This window comes from Sphingomonas sp. GC_Shp_3, assembly GCF_026540945.1.
Classification (GTDB): domain Bacteria; phylum Pseudomonadota; class Alphaproteobacteria; order Sphingomonadales; family Sphingomonadaceae; genus Sphingomonas.
This window is the reverse complement of record NZ_JALNUT010000002.1, coordinates 199,431-218,946: the sequence shown is the minus strand read 5'-3', so window position 1 is coordinate 218,946 and position 19,516 is coordinate 199,431. Positions and strand designations below refer to the sequence as shown.

Below are 19,516 nucleotides of genomic sequence, written 5' to 3'. Positions count from 1 at the left end.
GAGGCTGCGATAATTCTACAAGTTATCATTACATATAACATGTACATGTCCGTTATGGCGATATCACATAGCTTAGACGGCGAATAAGTTTTGATGCAATGCGGAAATATACGTATGATGTTACCGCCCGATAGACTTATCTAATCGGCGCTACGTCCTCAGCATTCATCAACAACAGTCATTTAGGGAGTTTCCTTATGGGCATCAGGTTCAGCAGACGAATTTCGATTCTAGCAGGTGTTTGCGCGGCTTTCGTCGCGACGCCTTCGTTGGCCTTCGACTATCAACTCGGCACCTTGCAGACCGGCGTTGCCGAAACGTCGGGCGGTCATATCGGCATCGTCTACAATCCTTCGGATCGTGTCTTTTTCTCGGTCGCCGCGAAGAACACTCTGGATGCTGATGTACTGAAGGGGTCGCTGCGTGCACTTACACCCAAGAACGGCAGCACGCAGACCTTCTACCTGACCAGCCTCACCGCCAGCCTCTACACTGCGGCCGGTGCCTTTGTGTCGAGCATCGCCAACATCACTGGTGCGGCAACGGAGCAGACCACGACTGTGGAAAAGCTGATGGCAGGCAATTATTATATCAGCGTGTCCGGCACTGCGGTCGACCCGAAGCTCGGCGGTGATTACGCGCTGTCGCTGCTGAGCAGCCAGCCTGCAGCGGCTCCAGGGCCGGCTGGCATCCTGTTCGTCGGCGGTGCGGCTGCGTTGATGGCAGCGCGCCGTCGTCGTCAGAAGGCCAAGGCTGGCCTCGCCTGATCGAAGCGTGAACGGGTGCGGTCGCGCGGCGACCGCACCCGCTTTTTTCAAGTGGGGAAGCTAGACGGATCGCGTTCGCGTACCGTCGCTATGTGGGGTATCGATGTTGCTAAGTCTCGTCCTGCACCCGCTTGCGCGGTGCAATCGGCCCTACGCGTCGCGCGGACTGGCGCTGGCGCTTGCCGCCGGGCTTGCCGGGTGCGGCGCCGCCAAGAACCCCGACCAGCTCATCGTCAAGGGTGACAAGTTCGAGATCACGCTCCAGGAATATGAGCAGTTGCTGCGCGGCCTGCCACCGGTGACGAAAGAAGCGGTCGCGCCGATGCGACGGGCGGTGCTTCAGGAACTGATCGACGAGAAGCTGCTGGCTGAGGCGGCGACGGGCGCCGGTATGGACCGCGATCCCGCAAACAGCCAGGCGATCGCAGCGGCGAAACGCAACATTCTCGCGCAAGCCTATGTCCATACCCTGACCGGCAACGTGCCCAAGCCAAGCGAAAGCGCGGTGGAGCGCTATTACAACAGCCATCCCGCGCTGTTCGGCAATCGTCGGCGCTTCGTTGTCGAAGAATATGTGCTGCGTAGCGATCTGCCCGACGTGCGGTCGTATGTGGAAACGCTCGATCACGGCGACTTCGCTACGCTCGCAACGTTGGTCTCTACGAAGATTCCGGGGATGCAGCCGGCAACGGTGACCCGTTTCAGCGACGAACTTCCCGATGATCGCGGCGGCATGCTGGAGAAGCTCGGCGCCGGGTCGAACATCGTCTACCAGTCGCCGGGCCAAATTCATCTCGGTCGTATTCAGTTTGCAACGGTAGAGCCGGTCGCGCTTGATCTGGCACGTTCGCGCATCGAGCAGAGTCTGGCTGCGGAGCGGACGTCGGCGATCACGGCGGCAGCGGTCAAGACCCTTCGCAAGTCCCGCAATGTCGAGATCGTCAACAACAATCTGAAAGCAGCGTCCGCGAGCAACGCGCAAGAGGCACCAAAGTCATGAAGCTGCGCCATTTCTCCGTAGCGATCCTGCTTGTGGTCGCGCCGCTATCGGCACCGGCGACTGCTGCGCCCCAGGATGCTTCGCGGGGCGCGCCGGCGGACGCATCATCCTATACGGTTGGTCCCGGTGATGTGCTGACCGTCACAGTGTACCGCGCGCCGGACTATGCCGCCACCGTGGAAGTCGCCGACGACGGCACGATCGTGCTGAACGCGATCGGGCGCGTCAAGGCGGCTGGCATGACCACCGCGCAGGTCGGCAGCGAAATCGCGCGGCGACTGCAAACCGGTGGTATTTTCCGCGATCCGGTCGTCAACGTGCTGGTGCAAACCTACCGCAGCCGAACCGTCTCGGTGCTCGGCGCGGTTGCCAAGCCCGGCGAATATCCGCTCGATCGCGGTGGTCTGACCATCACCGAGATCCTCGCACGGGCGGGGGCTACGCTGGGCGTCGGCGGCGGCACGGTCCGCGTGTTGCATCAGGACGGCTCGCAGCAGGATCTCGCCGCCGATCAGGTGCTGGCGGGAACGGTGAACCAGCCGCTGCAGCCGCATGATACGTTGATCGTGACGGAGAGCGCGACATTCTACATTTCGGGCGAGGTGCAACGACCGGGTTCGTTCCCGCTTGAGCCGGGATTGACGATGGAGCGCGCGATCGCGCTCGCCGGTGGCGTCACGATCCGCGGCGCGCGCAGTCACCTCAAGGTTACGCGGCACGTTGGCGCGGCGGACGAACTGATCCGTGCCAAGCCGCAGGATCCGGTGCAACCGCGCGATCTCATCACCGTCGGCGCACGACTTTTCTAGACAGGCGACAGCGATGACCCCCAAGCATCTCGGCAAGGTTCTTCTTGAAAAGTGGCGGATCATCGCGCTGTGTATCGCTTTGGCGATGGCGCTGGCGGTGCTCGATCTGGTCGTGACCACGCCGGTCTATAAATCCACCGCAACTGTGGTCGCGGGCGTGCGTGCGCCAGAGACGATCGGCCCGCAATCAGTCGCGGAGCAGCTGTCTTCGGATTATCTGCTCACGCAAGAGGATATCCTTAAAAGCGACCGTGTCGCGCGGCAGGTGGTGACCGACACGGGTCTCGCCAACGCGCCTGGCGTCATCCAGCAATATGGCTGGGAGCCCACGGACGGTGCGTTGCCCGATTTCATCGCCAGCAAGCTGCGCAACGGTCTGCTCGTGGATTCCAGCGTGACCAATTCGCGCGTGATGGAGATCAGCTTCCTGAGCGGGAATCCGCAGTTCGCCGCTGCAATGGCGAACGCGTTTGCCAGTGCCTTCATCGACGTCAACGTACAGTTGCAGGCGGATCCGGCCCGCCGCACCGTCGCCTCGTACACGCGCCAGCTCGATGCGTTGAGCGGCAAACTGCACGAGATGCAGGCGCAACTCGTCGCCAAGGAAGGCACACTCGATATTGTAGCGGGCAAGGGCGACAATGACCCGGACAGCGCGCGGCTCAATGCATTGTCCGCGCAACTCGCTGCCGCACAGGCGCAGAGCGCCGCGGCATCGGCGCATGCGGGTGCCGGAGCGTTGCCGGACACAATGGCGAGCGGGGTGGTGCAGGGGCTGCAGACCGAGATCGCTCGGCTCGAGGCGCAACGCAGCCAGATGAGCGCCACCGCGGGACCGAACAATCCCGATTATCGGCAGCTTGTTGCGCAGATCGCCGGCTTGCGCGGGCAACTATCGAGCCAGGAGGCACTTATCCGCAAATCGGCGGCAGCGGCGGCGGCACAGGCGCAGGCGATGCAGTCCGGTCTCAACGGCGCGGTGACAGCGCAGCGCGGGCGCGTGACCAAGGTGCGTGCTGCGCAAAGCGAAGTGTCGGTAATGCAGCAGGACATCGCCAACCTCCAGGCGTCGTACGATCAGATCGCGCAACGTCGCGCGCAGCTTCAGGTGCTCGACAATACCGGGCAGACCAACCTTTCCTTGCTGTCGCCAGCCACGCCGAGCGACACGCCGGTGCTGCCGCGACGGCTGCTGACGCTGGCGCTGGCGCTGATGACCGGCGTGGTCGCGGGCATCTTGCTCGCGCTGACGATCGAGTTCTTCGACCGCCGCATCCGCTTTAGCAGCGAGATCGAGAGCTGGCTCGGTATCCCGGATCTGGGCGCCATCCGGATCAGTCCACCGCGACCGATGCGGTTGCCGCGCATGGTTACCGGCCTCTTGCCAAACACGAGGGCACAATGATGGAGCACGTCAGCCGCGAATGGGACGATCTCTCGGTTCGGATCGCCGATCTCTTGGCCGCGGAGCGTCAGCGCACCGGTGATGCGGCAGAGGATCACTCCGCGTTGGTGAAGGACCGCGAAATGCTGTTCAGTCGTGCGGCGGCGTTGCTGGCAGATGCCCCGCGCCAAGCGGCGCCCGCCAGCAACATCAGCGCGTTGCCGCCGGGGATGGGGGTGGCGGACGATCTGTTCGTTCTGAAGAGCCCGCACTCACCGCGCGTTGCGGATCTGCGGCGTGTCGCGCAAACGCTGGCGATGCGCTGGTTCCTTGGCAATCCCAAGCAGCCGGCGCTCTCGATCATAAGCGCGGACCGGCGGGAGGGGCGCACCGCCGTCGCAGTGAACCTCGCGTGTATCTTCGCGCAATCGGGCGTTCGGACGTTGTTGATCGACGGCGATCTGCACAATCCGGCGATCCACGCAAAGTTCGGCCTTGACGAGCCCCGACCCGGCACGATCTGCCGGGCGGTGCAGGGCGTCGATCACCTCGCGGTGATCACGGCGAGTGCATTGCTGGAGCTGAAGTCGGATCGTTTCATGCAATCGGCGTTGCAGTCCGTGATCGAGACGATGCGCAGCGAGTTCGAAGTAATCTTCGTCGATACGCCGGCGGCGGCGACCTCCAACGACTATCAGATCGCCGGACTTGCCACCGCCGGGGCCTTGTGCGTGACGCGTGAAGGCGTAACCCGTGCGCGGCGCTCGTCGCGGGTGCTCGACCTGTGCGAAGATGCCGGGATCGCCATCGTCGGCGGCGTGATGTTGCGGCCGTGATGGGGACGGGTGCCATTCGGTTGTCGGAGGGCATGTCGGATGTGCCGGCTCAGGATGCCGGTGCGGTCTCCTCGCGGCAGGGTCGCGAACCGGTTGCGCTCGGGCTGATCCTGGTCGGGCTGGTCGCGCTCTACGCGCCGGTGCTGATCGAATATGGCGCGTTGTTCCTGTGGAGCGAAGACGACAACCACAGTGGCCTGCTGCTGTTGCTGGTGCTGTTCGGCTATTGGCAGGATCGCAAGGCGTTCGCGTGGACCGCGACGTCGCGAGAGGTGGGTTATGGCGCGGCAGCGATCCTGTGCGGGTTGCTGTTGTACTTTGTCGGCCGGATCACGGATTCGGTGCAGATGCAGGGCGTGTCGCTGCCGGCGATTATGACGGGGCTGGCGATGGCGTCTGGCGGGTTCGCGCTGGCGCGGCGGTGGCTGCTGCTCAGTACGTTGCTGATCTTCATCGTGCCATGGTTCGGGCCGATCGCGGATGCCTTGCTGGTGCCGTTGCGGCTTGGGTTGACGCATTCGGCAGCACGGCTCGCGGCTTGGCTGGGCTTTCCCGTGAGTACCTCCGGCGTGTTCATCTACGTCGGGTTCGTCGAACTGAACGTCGCCGGCGCGTGCGTGGGGTTGCGCGCGATGGTGTCGATGACGGCGATCGGGTTCCTTTTCCTGCATTTCTTTCCGGCGCGGTCACTGGGCGCCGGGCTGTTGTTTGTCGTGCTGATGCCGATGATCGCGCTAGCGGTAAATTTCCTTCGGGTGTTCGGCCTGATCGTGACCACGGCCGTGGCGGGCGTAGGCGGCGAGGCGTTCATGCATGACGTCGCGGCGTATCTCGAGGTCGGCATTGTGCTGTTCGCGTTCATGCTGCTCGGCAAGGCGCTCGGACCGCGGGCTGAGGCCGCATGATGCGCCGGCGTGACCTGATCGGGGCGGGTGTGTTCGCCGGGCTTGCCGCAACCGCATCGGCCGGAGCGATCGCCTTTCGGCGGGCGCAGCAGGAGGTGCCGGTTGGGCGAGGTACCATTCTGACGCACCTTCCGGCGCAACTCGGCTCGTGGCATTTACAGGCTGCGCGCGCCGACATGATCGATCCGGTCGTGGTGGACATTGCGTTCTCGCAGGCGCTGGAAATGTATGACCGCGTGATCGAGCGCGATTATGTTTCGCCGGTGCTGCCGCGCATCATGCTCAACATCGCGTACAAGCGCGAAGTGCGTCAGGAGGAGCGGTTCCACTGGCCTGAATTCTGTTATGCGACGCAAGGCTTCCACGTGAAGCGGCTTGCGCCGATCGCGCTCGGGCCGGCTGGCGACAACGTCACCCTCACCCAGTTCGTCGGCCAGCGCGAGGAGCGTCGCGAGCGCGTCGGCTATTTCATGCGAATTGGAAATGCCGTGCCGTCCGGCTCCCTGGCTGTTCGTGCGGCCTTGTTCCGACAGAGCCTCGCCATGCATCTTCCCGACGGCGTGATGGTCAGGGCTTCGTTTCTGGAAGATGACATCGCGCAGGGCGGAGCGACCACGCCAGCCGATCTGCTTGCCCGTTTTTTCCGGGAACTGGTCCAGACCGCGAGTGCGCCGCTGGGCGAGATCCTCGTTAATAAACATCCGAAGTCGATCTAACAACAGTCTGAATGACCGGGTTACGTGTATATGCCTACGTATAACATGATACTCGAAGGTCATGTTGTAGTCTTACGATGATATACAGAATAACGAGATAAGACTTATAATTGTACTTCCAAATGCGCTTGAATATTCTTCGTAATTTTAGGCGGTGTAGGATAATCAAAGGGATTCGTGATGGGTAAGCTATTGCATAATCAGTTTAGCGAACCTGCACGTCTTGGGCGGCCGCTTGTGATTGCGCACGTACAGACGCGCATGAACCGGTCTGGCGGTGCTGAAGAGAATACCTGGGCCTCGTGTGTCCACCAGGCGCAGTCGGGGCACATTGTGCATCTGTTCTGCGGCCGATCCTCGGACGTTGAGGAATATGCGGGTCGCGGCACGCCGGTGCGTGTGCATCTGGTTAGCGAACTGGTGCGGGAGGTATCCGCTCAAGACGACCTTGCCGCCTACCGCAAGCTGTCGACGTTGTTCGACGAGGTGCAGGCCGATATCGTCCACACGCACACCAGCAAGGCCGGCATCGTCGGGCGCCTCGCGGCGAGCAATGCAAAAGTACCGGCGATCGTGCATGGCGTCCATATCCTGCCGTTCAGCAACGTCGGCCTGGCGGAAAAGCTGGTCTACCTTACCGCCGAGCACATCGCCGCGCCGATGACCGATCACTTCATCCACGTCAGCCACGGCACGCGCCGCGCCTACGCACTGGCGCGTCTTGGCGGTCAGCGGCTCCATTCGGTTGTGCGCTCGGGCATGAATATCGAGAGATTTCAGACCGCGACAATGCCTGACGACTGGCGGGGGATGCTGGGCGTCGGCCCGACGGCGGAGAAGCCGCGGACCATCCTGATGATGGCGGTGCTGGAGGCACGCAAGCGGCAGGCGGAATTCATTACCGGCTTCGCCCGGGTGACGCGTCCGGGCGAAAACATCCGCCTGCTGCTTGCCGGCGATGGACCGGATAACGAAATTCTTGCGGCGTTGATCCACTCGCTTGGTGTCGGCGATCGGGTCAAGTTGCTCGGCCACAGGTCCGATCCGGAGCGGCTGGTGGCACTGGCCGATGTTTCAACGCTCGCGTCTTTGCGGGAAGGATTGCCGCGCACGATCGTGCAGAGCCTTGCAGGTGGCAAGCCGGCGGTCGTCAGTCCTTTGCGAGGGATCGAGGAGATCATCGACAGCGGACGCAACGGTATCGTCGTGCGCAGCAAGGATGCGCAGGCGGTCGCGCGCGAAGCGGTTGCGCTGGTGAACGATACCGGTCGGCTGAAAGCCATGACGCAGGCGGCATCGACTGCCCCGGTCGAGGATTGGAAGTTCCCGTCGATGTTCGCGCAACTTGACGAAGCGTATCGTGAGACGTTGGCGCTTCCCCGCGTCGCGGCGCGGATGGGCGCGCGTGAAGATGCGCGCGCGCAGCAGGCTGTATATCGCTGCGCCTGAAGAGCGGTGAGAGTTCTGGCAAGGGTGCCGAGTAAAAAGTCGTGATTGGAAGATTCTTGGTGAATCATTTGTTTATACATCTAAGATTCGTCAGATATTCCGCAGTACTGCGGATGCCTATCTGCGTAATCAGTAAACTAAACCTTCTATATTGTCTTGGACGAGAGCGTTGGCTGGCAGCGGGTGCTTGCGAATGTCCTCTTGCAGGAGGAAGGTTATGGTAGGAACGATCAAGCGTGCTGGCATCAAGGGCGCAGCGTGCGCATTGGCTTTGTGGCCGTGCGCAGCGTTCGCCGACAATGGGTGGAGCGAGGCACAGCGCGGTGCTGCGTTGGACCTGGGCAAATCGAAACAGGTCTATGGCGAGAAGTTCAATACGCCGCGACCGTTTTCCGGTCCGGTCTTGTGGGCAAAGCAGCACACCAACGTTGGTCTGGAGAAGTTCGACGCCGCGGGCGGTCGCGCGTATCAGAACCAAAGCGGCGCGCTGGCGATTCAGGCGTATAAGGACGACGCGGGAATCCACAGCGGGCACGTTCAGTCGGTCAACAGCAGCCAGGCATATGACGGTGCGCCGGTGGTGCCGGGAGTGAATGGCTTCACGTGCACCGCTTGCTATTTCGAGACGAAGGCGCGTTTCCCCGAGGCGAAGGGAACGTGGGCGGCGTTCTGGCTGCTGACGCCGGATCTGCCGTCAAAGCGCGGGCATCTCGAGGTCGACGCGATCGAATATTACGGTTCGAGCGACAAGCGCGGCCATCATCACACGATCCACCGCTGGGGGCCGAACGAGAGAAAAGGCCATACCCAGCATAACGACTATACCGGCATGAACGCCATCGCCGACTTTGGTTGGCACACCTATGGTGCGGACCTGCGCGGGGTTGCGACGCTGGGCGGCAAGCCTGCGATCGTCATTTACATGGACGGCAAGGAAGTCAGCCGGATCGCGGCGGACGCGGATTATTTCACGCGTCCATTCTACTTCAACCTGACGCTGTCGATCAATCCGAAGGACACACCCGCGACGTTGCCGCAAACGGTTCTGTTCGATTACGTAAAGGTCTGGAAATAATGGGCGACGACGAGGATGCGCGAGAGCCGGCGGACACGCGCGAGCGATCGCTCATCCTCGTCGTAGCGGCCTATTTCCCCGACAGCTACGGCGGGGCGGAGCGGCAAGCACTGATCCTCGCCGAAGCGCTCGGACGGCGCGGCGTGACCGTCACGCTGATCGCGCCGACCGTGGCGCGGGATGTGCCCGCGGTCGAAGAGACGGTGTTTGGCCGCATCGTGCGCAAGCGGTTGTCGGCCTATCCCAATCTTGGCGGGCGCAACATGCTGGCGTTCCTCGCGTGGAGCCTGTGGGTGCCGTGGCAATTGCGCGACGCCCGCTGGCGCGGCGTGCCAGTGTACGTGTTCCATGCCCGACTGCATGCGTTGGGGCCGGCGCTGGCGGCGATGCGGCTCGGCTCGCCGCTGCTGATCAAGCTCGGCGGCGGCGGCGAAGCGTCGGAGTTCGCGGCGTTGCGCGCCAAGAAATACCTGTATGGTCATTGGGTCGAGCGGCTGTTGCGGCGACGGGTCGATCTGTTCGTCGCCAACAGCACGCAGATCGCCAGCGAATTGCGCAAGCTCGATATCGCGCGGGAACGCATCGCCGAATTTCTCAACGGAGTTGCATTGCCGGCAATGACGTTGCTGGAGGCTGCGATCGCCACGCGAAGCGGCCGTCGTTTCATTTATGCGGCGCGCCTGCACCCCGACAAGAACGTCGATGTGCTCTATCAAGCGGCGATGCGGCTCGCTGCGGAAGGTGCCGGAGTGCATCTTCGCCTGGTTGGTGACGGACCCGAAAGGGATCGGCTCGCCCCGATCGCTGCGGCTTCGTCGCATCCGTCCGCAGTGTCGTTCGCCGGGTTCGTTGCGGACGTCTATCCCGAATTGCAGGTGAGCGATTTCTTCGTGTGCGCCTCCAAACGCGAAGGGCAGTCGAACGCCCTGCTCGAAGCGATGTCGGCGGGTGTCATCCCGATCGTGTTCAAGGCAAGCGGTGTCGAGGAGGTCGTTTCGGACGGGTGGAACGGCTTCATCGTGGAAGACTCCACCCCACAGGCGTTCGTTGCGGCGATGCGCCGTGCGCTCGATCTGAGCGCGGCGGCGCGGCGTGAAATGTCGCTGGCGGCGCGCGCGTTCGCGCAGGACAATATCGGGATCGACGCGATCGCTGCCCGCACACTTGCTGCGATCGACGCCATCGACCGCACCGGTACGGCCGTCGCCGAGCCCGTGCGTGCCAACGATCTGATCGGAACGCGGGCATGACGGCGACCGCGCGTGGCCTGCGACTGGAGCCGCCAGCATGCCTGGCGCCCTGTCTGGATATGCGAATCGTGCGCAGCCCGCGCCGCTCGGCCCGGCTCGCCTGAATGATGTCCCGCACGTTCGCCTTGTCCGCCCGCGTGTCTCGGCACGCCTGTCGTCCGGAGATATTGCCATGTCGCTGACAGTCGCGGTTATCATGACCTGTTATAATGAGGGCCCGTATATCGGCGCGGCGGTGCGCAGCGTGCTGGACCAGACCCGTGCTGACCTGATCGAAGCGGTGGTGATCGCCGACGACGGTTCAGATCCCGCGACACTCGCGGTTCTGCGTGATCTGGAACGGTGGGACGCGCGAATCCGCGTCCTGTACGGTGAAGGCGGGGTGGGTGTACCCGGCCAGCGCCGCCGCGCGATCGCCGAAACGCGTGCGCCGGTGCTCGCCATCCTTGATGGTGACGATCTGTGGACACCCGACAAGCTCGAACGGCAAATGCCTGTGCTGGCGGGGGACGCCGCCGTCGGCTTGGTCTACGCCGATTTCTACGTGTTTCCCGATGGCGACGTTGGCGCGGCGCGGCGCGCGGGCGTGCTGGACATCACCGCCGAGGCCGATCTGTCGCGCACCTATTTCCTCAACGATCCACCGATCATCCCGTCCACGACGTTGCTGCGTCGCGATGCTTATGACGCGGCGAATGGGTTCGACGCGGCGGTGCGTGTCTTCGAGGACACCGACTTCTATCTTCGGCTCGCGGGTGTGACGCGCTTCGCGTTGGTCGACATGCCGCTCCTGTATAAGCGACAGCGCGGTACCAGCATCACCGGTGGGCGCAAGGATCTGATGGCGCACCACGCCTATGTCGCTTTGAAGGCGGCGGCCGACGCGCCTGCGTTGTTGCCGCTGGTGCCGCGCCGCCTAGCGGAGCGTGCGCGCAAGCTCGGCAACCACCGTTTCCTGCTCAACGACCCGGCGGGCGCGGTGCGGCTGTTGCGGCTGGCGGTGCGGCTCGATCCGCTTAACTGGCGCGCTTGGCAGTCGCTCGTCGCGACAAGCCTGTTCCCCGGGCTCGCGCTGAAGATGCTCGGCGCGGGTGGGCGGGCGCGTCAAGCGGCGCTGGGCGTCGCATGATGTTGCAACGGGGCCGCCCGCCGGTGGTGATCGTCACCTGCGAATACGCGCCCTTTCCCGGTGGCATCGGCACCTATGCGGTCGAACTCGCCACCGCATTGGTGTCGAGCGGACGCAGGGTGATCGTCGTCGCAGCCGCCTACGATGGCGCGGAGATGCTGCCGGCGGGAATCGAACATCATCTGATCTTGCGCCACCATAAAGTGCCGCTGGCGGCGGCGCCCAGGCTGCTCGGCATCTTGCGGCACCTGCCATCCGACACGATCGTGCTTGCCGCCGATATCCGCAGCCTGTTGGTGTTGCGGATGCTTCAGCCGCTACACGGTCGCCGTTACCGCGTGATGGTGCACGGCAGCGAGGCGAGCAAGTTCCGGCGCGGCAGCGCGATGTTCGCGATCGTGCGGCGGGCGTATCTGGCGGCGGAACTGGTCACGTACAATTCGCAGGCGACGCGTGACATCTTCCGCGCGCAGATCGGCCAACCAGTGCGGGAGGCGATCACCTATCTTGGTGTTGGCCGGGAATGGTTCGCCCCGCCGGCGGCCGGTGCGTTCGAGCATCAGGCGCTTGCGATGGTGCCGGATGGGCCGCTGTTCTGCAGCGTCGGGCGGCTGGAACCGCGCAAAGGGCATCTCGATACGATCGCCGCGCTTGCCCGCGCGCGCGACGGACATGGCATGGCCGATCCGGTCTATGTCGTCGTCGGCCGCGCCGAGGATGATGGCTATGCGCAGGCGATCGCCGAGGCAGGTCGTGCGCACCGGGTCCGCACGGTGCTGGCCGGGCGCCTGTCGGTCGACGATATCAAGCGTGTCTATGCGCGCGCCGCCGCCAACCTGCTGTTCGCGCGCGCATTGCCCGGCAAGATCGAAGGCTTCGGGCTCGTGCTGGTCGAGGCAGCGGCGCAAGGCTGTCCCTCCATCGCGGCGGCGGTCGGCGGCATCCCGGAGGTGTTGGGCGAAACCGGCGCGCTGATCGCGCCGGACGATCTCGACGGGTTTGCGGTGAGCATCGCTGAGTTCGCCGGCAACGCGGCTGCGCGGGGGGCGCACGGCGCGGCGGCGCGTGCACGCGCGGAACGCTTTACCTGGGCGGCGTGCGCGCGGACGACGTTTCCGGAACTGTTTGCAGGCGTGGCGGCATGATCGTCATCGAACACGACTCCGCATCGACCCTGCCAGGTAAGGCGCGATCGCGCTTCGCGGCTGGATTGCTGGCCGGAGCGGCATTGTTCGCGAGCGGGAGCGCGGCTGCGCAAAGCTACCGCGTCACCCCGACCGCGTCGGTCAGCTATGACGACAACCTGTTTCGGCTTCCCCCCGCGATCCGGGAGAGCTTGCCCGATCATGGTGAGGACGTCGTCACCTATCTGGCGGTGAACGGGGATGCGCAGACCCGGATCGGCGTGATCGTGGTTGATGCGCAGGCCATGGCGGGCAAGACCTTTCACGCCAACAATCCCGCTGTCGACACGTTCAATTACATCGGCAAACTGAGTGCGATGTACAAAACGGGGCAGGCGACGGTGGACGCGTCCGCGTCGTATCTCCACGCGCCGGTTCCGTTCGCGGATTCGAACAGTGTCCGCCGGGTGTTGCGCAGCACGACCGATCTGAACCTTGATGCGTCGCACGATCTGCTCGGCGATTTCCGTGCTGTCGGGCGGTTCGAATATCTCAAGATCGCGCTCTCCGGTGGCGGGCTCACCGCGTACAGTTCGGATCGCGTGACCGGCAGCGGCGGGTTCGGCTATTATTCGCCGAGCGGGAACAGCATAACGCTGGAATATACCCGCACACAGGCCACCGGCGATTCCCCGCGTCCCGTCCTAATCGGTAACGCGGTACAAGTGTATCGCGGCGATGCGCTCGACAGTTCGATCCTGTCGCATATCGATTACCAGATCACCGGCCTCACCAGCATCAACGGCACGTTCGGCTATACCAAGCATAACGATCGATCGGTGCTGAACGCCGATTTCGCGGGGCTGGTCGGCAATATCGCACTACGCTGGTCACCGTTGCCGGGGCTGGTCGTCAAACCGGCGTTCCGGCGTGGCTTCTCGTCGGAAACCCTGCTGTTCTCGAACGGTGTGGTGGCGACACGGTACAGCCTGTCGGTTAGCGAGACGGTGTTCGGCAGGCTGGGTGTGAACGTCGGGCTTAGTCGCGAGAACCGTCGGTTCCGCTACGACCTGCGGGCGACCGATCCGTTCGCGGTGAATCGAACCGAGCAAACGACTGTCGCCAATGCGGGCCTTTCTTACATGACCGGGCTAAAATTCTCGCTCGCTCTCACTTATGAGCATAACCAACGCGATTCGACGCGGGTTGATTATCCGTACGCTGCCAACACCTTCACCTTTACGATTTCGCGCGATTTCGGCTCGTAATCGCTGGCATCACTCTACGAACACAACGGGGGCTCTTCACATGAAAGTCACAATGATCGGATCAGGCTATGTCGGCCTGGTATCCGGAGCATGCTTCGCGGACTTCGGACATGACGTGACGTGCGTCGACAAGGACGAACGCAAGATCGAAGCGCTGAAGGCGGGCAAGATCCCGATCTTCGAACCCGGCCTCGACCATCTCGTGTCGAGCAACGTCGCCGCCGGGCGGCTGGCGTTCACCACCGATATCAAGGCGGGCGTGGCGGGCGCGGATGCAGTGTTCATCGCGGTCGGCACGCCATCGCGGCGTGGCGACGGCCATGCCGATCTGTCCTACGTCTATGCCGCCGCTGCCGAGATCGCGCAGGCGATCACCGGCTTCACCGTCATTGTCGACAAGTCTACCGTGCCCGTAGGCACCGGCGACGAAGTCGAGCGGATCATGCGCGAGGCCAATCCGGACGCAGAGTTCGCGGTGGTCTCCAACCCCGAGTTCCTGCGCGAAGGTGCTGCGATCGACGATTTCAAGCGGCCCGACCGCATCGTCATCGGTGGCGACGATCCCCGCGCGATGGCGGTGATGCGGCAGGTGTACCGCCCGCTGTACATCAACAAATCGCCGATCGTGGAGATGGACCGGCGCGGCGCCGAACTGACCAAATACGCCGCCAACGCCTTCCTCGCGGTGAAGATCACCTTCATCAACGAGATCGCCGATCTGTGCGAGAAGGTTGGTGCGAACGTGCAGGATGTCGCGCGCGGCATCGGCCTCGACAACCGCATCGGCTCCAAGTTCCTGCATGCCGGGCCGGGCTATGGCGGGTCGTGCTTCCCCAAGGATACGCTGGCGCTGCTCAAGACCAGCCAGGATTTCGACGCGCCGCAGCGCATCGTCGAGGCGGTCGTCAACGTCAACGATCAGCGCAAGCGCGCGATGGGCCGCAAGGTCATCACAGCGATGGGCGGCGACGTGCGCGGCAAGACGGTGGCGGTGCTCGGTCTGACCTTCAAGCCCAACACCGACGACATGCGGGATTCACCCGCGATCGCGGTGATCCAGACGTTGCAGGATGCTGGCGCCACCGTCCGTGCTTACGATCCGGAGGGGATGGAGCAGGCCGAACTGGTGCTGAAGGAAGTCGCTTATTGCAACAACGCCTATGAGACGATGGAAGGCGCCGACGCGCTTGTCCTCGTCACCGAATGGGATGCGTTCCGCGCGCTTGATCTGCCGCGTGTGAAAAGCCTGCTGTCGCAGCCGATCCTGGTCGATCTGCGCAACGTCTACCCGCGCGATGCGGTCGAAGCGGCTGGCTTCACCTATACGGCGGTGGGCCGGTGAGCGGCGGCGCGCAACGGGCCGATCCCGTCCTCGTCACCGGCGCCGCCGGGTTCATCGGTCATGCGACGGCGCATAAGCTGCTCGCCCGCGGGGAGCGGGTGATCGGTGTCGATATCGTCAACGATTATTACGACCCGGCGCTGAAGGCGGCGCGGCTGGCGACGTTCGAGGGGGTGGAGGGCTTCACCTTCCACAAACTCGACATCGCCGATGCGCCCGCCATCGCCGCGCTGGTGCGCGACAACGGCGTAAAGCGCATCGTCCACCTCGCCGCGCAGGCGGGGGTGCGTTACAGTCTGGAGAACCCGTTCGCTTACGAACGCTCCAATCTCGCCGGGCATCTTTCGCTGCTCGAAGCGAGCCGCCATGCGCCGGATTTCGAACATCTCGTCTACGCATCGTCCTCGTCGGTATACGGCGACAAGCCGATGGGTGGGGCGGGCTTCACCGAGGACGAGCCCGCGACCAGCCCGGTGTCGCTCTACGCCGCCACCAAGCGCGCTTGCGAACTGATGAGCCACAGCTATTCCAAGCTGTACGGCTTCCCGCAAACCGGCCTGCGGTTCTTCACAGTCTACGGCCCGTGGGGCCGGCCAGACATGGCGTATTTCGGCTTCACGCAGAAAATCCTGCGCGGGGACCCGATCGAGGTCTACGGCGAAGGCAAGATGGCGCGCGACTTCACCTATATCGACGACATCGTCGACGGCATCATCGGCTCGCTCGACCATCCGCCGGAACGCAAGGAGCATCGCGTCCTCAACATCGGCGACAGCAGACCCGTAGGCCTGATGGAGATGATCGAGGCACTGGAGTCGGCACTCGGCAAGACCGCCGAGAAGATCATGCGGCCGATGCAACCGGGTGACGTCACCGCCACCTACGCCGACGTGTCGAAGCTGCGCGCGATCACCGGCTATCATCCCGAGGTGATGCTCGAGGATGGCCTCAAGCGCTTCGCCGACTGGTATCGCGACTTCTACAAGGTGCCGGCATGAAGATCCGCAAGGCCGTCTTTCCTGTCGCCGGGCTCGGCACGCGCTTCCTCCCCGCCACCAAGGCGGTGCCCAAGGAAATGCTGCCGGTGGTCGACCGTCCGCTCATCCAATATGCCGTCGATGAGGCGATCGAGGCGGGGATCGAGACCATGGTGTTCGTCAACGGTCGCGGCAAGGCTGCGATCGAGGACCATTTCGACATGGCCTACGAGCTCGAACGCACCCAGGCGGATCGCGGCAAGTCGGTGGCGGCGCTCCAAGGCTCGCGGCTCACGCCGGGCGATGCGGTGTTCGTCCGTCAGCAGGAGCCACGCGGACTCGGCCACGCGATCTGGTGCGCGCGGCACGTCATCGGTGACGAACCGTTCGCGATTATCCTGCCGGATGAGTTCATGGTCGGCAGCCCCGGCTGCCTCAAGCAGATGGTCGATGCCTACGAACAGGTCGGCGGCAATCTGATCTGCGCGCTGGAAGTACCGTTGGCGGAGACGCCGAGCTACGGCGTGCTCGATCCGGGGCTTCGTGACGGCACGCTCACCGAGGTGCGCGGGCTTGTCGAGAAACCGAAGGCGGGCACTGCGCCGTCCAACCTGATCGTCGCCGGTCGCTACATCCTCCAGCCCGAGATCATGGGATATCTTGCCACGCAAGAGGCCGGCGCCGGTGGCGAGGTGCAGTTGACCGATTCGATGGCGAAGCTGATCGGCCAGCAGCCGTTCCACGGCGTCACCTTCGCCGGCGAACGCTATGATTGCGGATCAAAGCTCGGCTTCGCACAGGCCAATTTCGCGCTGGCCTGTCGCGATGCCACCATGGGCGGCGACCTTCGCGCGTGGGCAAAGACGATTCTTTGACAAGGATGCAGGTCGTCGGCGCTAAAGTATCGGCGCACCGTCGGCGTGTCGCAAATACCCTTCCGTAGGCGAAACTTTGCCTTCCGTGAAATGCGTGTGGTAAGATCCATTCCGGTGGATTGCGCCGCATGTTAACGGAAGCGCAAAGGGCGGGTATTATAGGATGGCGACGTCGCGGAGAAACCCTATGTCAAACGTCGAGTCCCCTGTCGCCCCCGTCTTGCCGGGCCTCCGCGTGCACGATCAATCGCCGGGTTTTCGACCGGTGGGTTTCCATCCCGCGCCGCGGCCTGAGCCGGCTGGGTTCCGGCACGCGTTGCGCGGCAAAATGCTGTATCCGGCGTTGCTGGCGATGCTGTCGGTCGCGTCGTGGGTGGTGACGCGCGACAAGGACAATCTGCGCTAAACACCCACCCACGTGGTGCGGCGCCCCAAACGGATTTCGCCGGAGCGCAATCGCCTCGATCGCCTGCGATCGGGTACTTACGATAAACGGCGCGGCGCTGCGCTGGGGACCCGTTTGTGCATCAGGGAACACCGGCCATAAGGTTGTCTGAGCCGATGTCACATCCGGCGGTCTGATCGCTGCGAGGGCCAAAATATCGACGGCGTCGACGATACAGTGTCATGTCGCGCGGGCATGGGCCGTCAATCCGCAGCCGGGCTCGAAACCGAACCGCGACGGATCAACGTCGAGCGGAACAGCGACGGTTCGCGCACCTGATCGTCGGAGGTCTGCTCGGTAACGCCAGCGATCAGCTTCAGCGCGGCGGATCGCGCCATCGTCGCGATCGGCCAGCGCACTGTCGTCAGTGGCGGCCACATATGCGCGGCGATCGGCGTGTCGTCGAACCCGATCACCGAAAGGTCGCGCGGCACGCTGAGACCGCGTTGGCACGCCGCGTGGATCACGCCCGCCGCCATTTCATCGTTGCAGGAGAAGATTGCGGTCGGTCGCGGCACCAGATCGAGCAGCCGGTCGGCCGCGACCAGACCGGAATCGAACTGGTAATTGCCGTCCGCGATCATGCTGCGGGGAAGGGCGATGCCGGCATCGCGCAAAGCATCCTCGAACCCCAGCCGTCGCTCCCGCGCGGACCGAAAGCCGTGCGGGCCGGCGATCAGGCCGATGCGACGATGCCCTTCCGCAATCAGGTACTTGGTCGCCTCGCGCACCGCGTCGCGATCGTTGGAGGCGACCATGTGGTCGTCGGTGTCGAGTTCGGCCGACCCCATCCGCACATAGCGACAGCCGATGTCGGTGCAGATTTGTGCGATTGCGTCGTTCTCGCTGATCGGGGGCATCAGCAGCACGCCGAACAGCCGCTGCCGCTCAAGAAAGTGCCGCAAGTCCTGCAACATCGTCGCCGAACCGCGATTGAGCGGGCGTACCACCATCTCGAACTCGGTGTCGTATACAGCCTCCAGCATGCCCTGCTGCACGTTCATGACGGTTTGCGCATTGGGGTTGTCGTGGACCAGCCCGATCAGGAAATTGCGCCCCAGCGCGAGCGCGCGCGCCTGCGGGTTGGGGATGTAGCCAAGGTCGCCGATCACCTCCTCGACGCGCCGGCGTGTATCCTCGTTGAGCAGCGGGGACCGGTTGATGACGCGGCTGACGGTTTTCTTCGAGACGCCGGCGACCCGCGCGACGTCGTTGATCGTTGGTTGTCCGGTCTTCTCCATGGCCCAGCATAGTCGCGGAAACGAGCGCGAGCCAGCCTCGGCGAGATGGTTGTCCTTGACACCGGTTTCCGGTAGTGGCGCGACGCATAAGCTTTACCGAAAGGCCGATAGTGTCGCCGGACTCCAATGTGGAACTGATTGCCCGGGCCTTTACGGACGCGCGCCGCGCCAGGCTCGCGCTGCCCGACTTTCCTGGCCGGATCCCCGAATCGCTCGGGCAGGCGTATGGCGTGCAGGATCGTGCGATCGCGTTATCCGACGCGCGCATCGCCGGCTGGAAGGTTGGCAAGATCAGCCCCCCGTTCGACGGAACAGACCGGCTCGCCGGGCCGATCTTTTCCGATCACGTCGTGGACGCGGGCGACGATGTGGCAATGCCGATCTTCGCCGACGGGTTCGGCGCGGCGGAGGCGGAGTTCCTGTTGCGGATCGGAACTGCGCCCGATCCGCTCAAAACCCGCTACAGCCACGCGGAGGCGGCTGCCCTGATCGATGCCGTGCATGTCGGGATCGAGATCGCCAGTTCGCCGTTCCCGGGCATCAACGATCATGGCCCGACCGTCACCGTGTCGGATTTCGGCAACAACAACGGGCTGATCGTCGGCGCTGCCATCGAAGGCTGGCGCGATCTCGACCTTGATGTCTGGCCCGTGGAGCTGTGGATCAACGACACGCTGATTGGCAGCGCGACGACCGCGACGATGCTGGACGGCCCGTTCGGCGCGGCGCGCTTTCTGTTCGAACTGCTTGCGGCGCGGGGTATTCCGGTCGGGGCGGGGCAATGGATCTCGACCGGTGCGGTGACCGGGGTGCATCCGGTCGCTGTAGGGGATCGGGTCGTGGCGCGGTTTGGCGGGCGGCTGGATGTGGCGTGCGGCATCACCGCGCGTTAAGCGCACGGGGGTGACAGCGCGGAGCGCAGCG

The 19,516-nt window shown here is 63.9% G+C and carries 19 protein-coding genes; 18 read left to right on the top strand and 1 reads right to left on the bottom strand.

Annotated elements, in window-relative coordinates:
• Positions 1 to 269: 269 nt before the first annotated feature.
• The 17 genes from OXR00_RS06780 to OXR00_RS06700 all read left to right on the top strand — a co-directional run bounded on the left by OXR00_RS06780 (position 270) and on the right by OXR00_RS06700 (position 17,312).
• On the top strand, positions 270 to 767 hold the full coding sequence (locus tag OXR00_RS06780; RefSeq protein WP_242153108.1) for a hypothetical protein: 498 nt from the start codon (positions 270 to 272) through the stop codon (positions 765 to 767).
• Between the two features lie 103 nt (positions 768 to 870).
• The gene (locus OXR00_RS06775) at positions 871 to 1,767 is read left to right on the top strand and encodes an EpsD family peptidyl-prolyl cis-trans isomerase (protein ID WP_267387371.1); all 897 of its coding nucleotides are present in this window, start codon (positions 871 to 873) and stop codon (positions 1,765 to 1,767) included.
• A complete protein-coding gene (locus tag OXR00_RS06770) occupies positions 1,764 to 2,576 on the top strand; it encodes a polysaccharide biosynthesis/export family protein (protein WP_267387370.1) in 813 nt (270 codons plus the stop codon). Before OXR00_RS06775 ends, OXR00_RS06770 begins: the two co-directional genes overlap by 4 nt.
• Positions 2,577 to 2,589: 13 nt before the next feature.
• On the top strand, positions 2,590 to 3,981 hold the full coding sequence (locus tag OXR00_RS06765) for a Wzz/FepE/Etk N-terminal domain-containing protein (protein WP_267387369.1): 1,392 nt from the start codon (positions 2,590 to 2,592) through the stop codon (positions 3,979 to 3,981).
• Entirely contained in the window at positions 3,978 to 4,796 is an 819-nt protein-coding gene (locus tag OXR00_RS06760) for a P-loop NTPase (RefSeq protein ID WP_267387368.1), read from the top strand. Before OXR00_RS06765 ends, OXR00_RS06760 begins: the two co-directional genes overlap by 4 nt.
• Positions 4,796 to 5,701 (top strand): exosortase/archaeosortase family protein, encoded by a 906-nt coding sequence (locus OXR00_RS06755; protein WP_267387367.1) that lies wholly within the window; start codon positions 4,796 to 4,798, stop codon positions 5,699 to 5,701. The genes OXR00_RS06760 and OXR00_RS06755 overlap by 1 nt, the downstream gene beginning before the upstream one ends.
• 29 nt (positions 5,702 to 5,730) lie before the next feature.
• Positions 5,731 to 6,417, top strand: a complete 687-nt coding sequence (locus tag OXR00_RS06750; RefSeq protein WP_267387366.1) for an exosortase C-terminal domain/associated protein EpsI — start codon at positions 5,731 to 5,733, stop codon at positions 6,415 to 6,417.
• 180 nt (positions 6,418 to 6,597) lie between these two features.
• The gene (locus OXR00_RS06745) at positions 6,598 to 7,866 is read left to right on the top strand and encodes a glycosyltransferase (RefSeq protein WP_346731987.1); all 1,269 of its coding nucleotides are present in this window, start codon (positions 6,598 to 6,600) and stop codon (positions 7,864 to 7,866) included.
• Between the two features lie 217 nt (positions 7,867 to 8,083).
• Positions 8,084 to 8,941: a glycoside hydrolase family 16 protein gene (locus OXR00_RS06740; RefSeq protein WP_267387364.1), complete on the top strand. Its 858-nt coding sequence runs from the start codon at positions 8,084 to 8,086 to the stop codon at positions 8,939 to 8,941.
• Positions 8,941 to 10,191 carry a glycosyltransferase family 4 protein gene (locus OXR00_RS06735; RefSeq protein WP_267387363.1) on the top strand — a complete coding sequence of 417 codons (1,251 nt, stop codon included), beginning with the start codon at positions 8,941 to 8,943 and terminating at the stop codon, positions 10,189 to 10,191. The genes OXR00_RS06740 and OXR00_RS06735 overlap by 1 nt, the downstream gene beginning before the upstream one ends.
• A gap of 196 nt (positions 10,192 to 10,387) precedes the next feature.
• Positions 10,388 to 11,320: a glycosyltransferase family 2 protein gene (locus OXR00_RS06730; RefSeq protein WP_346731986.1), complete on the top strand. Its 933-nt coding sequence runs from the start codon at positions 10,388 to 10,390 to the stop codon at positions 11,318 to 11,320.
• A complete protein-coding gene (locus OXR00_RS06725; protein ID WP_267387361.1) occupies positions 11,317 to 12,465 on the top strand; it encodes a glycosyltransferase family 4 protein in 1,149 nt (382 codons plus the stop codon). The genes OXR00_RS06730 and OXR00_RS06725 overlap by 4 nt, the downstream gene beginning before the upstream one ends.
• Positions 12,462 to 13,712, top strand: coding sequence for an outer membrane beta-barrel protein (locus OXR00_RS06720; protein WP_267387360.1), 1,251 nt, complete (start codon positions 12,462 to 12,464; stop codon positions 13,710 to 13,712). Before OXR00_RS06725 ends, OXR00_RS06720 begins: the two co-directional genes overlap by 4 nt.
• Positions 13,713 to 13,752: 40 nt before the next feature.
• On the top strand, positions 13,753 to 15,054 hold the full coding sequence (locus OXR00_RS06715; RefSeq protein WP_267387359.1) for a UDP-glucose/GDP-mannose dehydrogenase family protein: 1,302 nt from the start codon (positions 13,753 to 13,755) through the stop codon (positions 15,052 to 15,054).
• Positions 15,051 to 16,052 carry an NAD-dependent epimerase/dehydratase family protein gene (locus OXR00_RS06710; RefSeq protein WP_267387357.1) on the top strand — a complete coding sequence of 334 codons (1,002 nt, stop codon included), beginning with the start codon at positions 15,051 to 15,053 and terminating at the stop codon, positions 16,050 to 16,052. Before OXR00_RS06715 ends, OXR00_RS06710 begins: the two co-directional genes overlap by 4 nt.
• A complete protein-coding gene (locus OXR00_RS06705; RefSeq protein ID WP_267387356.1) occupies positions 16,049 to 16,906 on the top strand; it encodes a UTP--glucose-1-phosphate uridylyltransferase in 858 nt (285 codons plus the stop codon). Before OXR00_RS06710 ends, OXR00_RS06705 begins: the two co-directional genes overlap by 4 nt.
• A gap of 187 nt (positions 16,907 to 17,093) precedes the next feature.
• Positions 17,094 to 17,312 (top strand): hypothetical protein, encoded by a 219-nt coding sequence (locus OXR00_RS06700; RefSeq protein ID WP_267387353.1) that lies wholly within the window; start codon positions 17,094 to 17,096, stop codon positions 17,310 to 17,312.
• A gap of 242 nt (positions 17,313 to 17,554) precedes the next feature.
• Here the strand turns inward: OXR00_RS06700 and OXR00_RS06695 are convergent, their stop codons facing one another.
• Positions 17,555 to 18,592, bottom strand: coding sequence for a LacI family DNA-binding transcriptional regulator (locus OXR00_RS06695; protein ID WP_267387352.1), 1,038 nt, complete (start codon positions 18,590 to 18,592; stop codon positions 17,555 to 17,557).
• A gap of 128 nt (positions 18,593 to 18,720) precedes the next feature.
• On the opposite strand from OXR00_RS06695, the gene OXR00_RS06690 reads away from it, so the two are divergent.
• Positions 18,721 to 19,485: a 2-keto-4-pentenoate hydratase gene (locus OXR00_RS06690; protein ID WP_267387351.1), complete on the top strand. Its 765-nt coding sequence runs from the start codon at positions 18,721 to 18,723 to the stop codon at positions 19,483 to 19,485.
• The last annotated feature ends 31 nt before the right edge of the window (positions 19,486 to 19,516 follow it).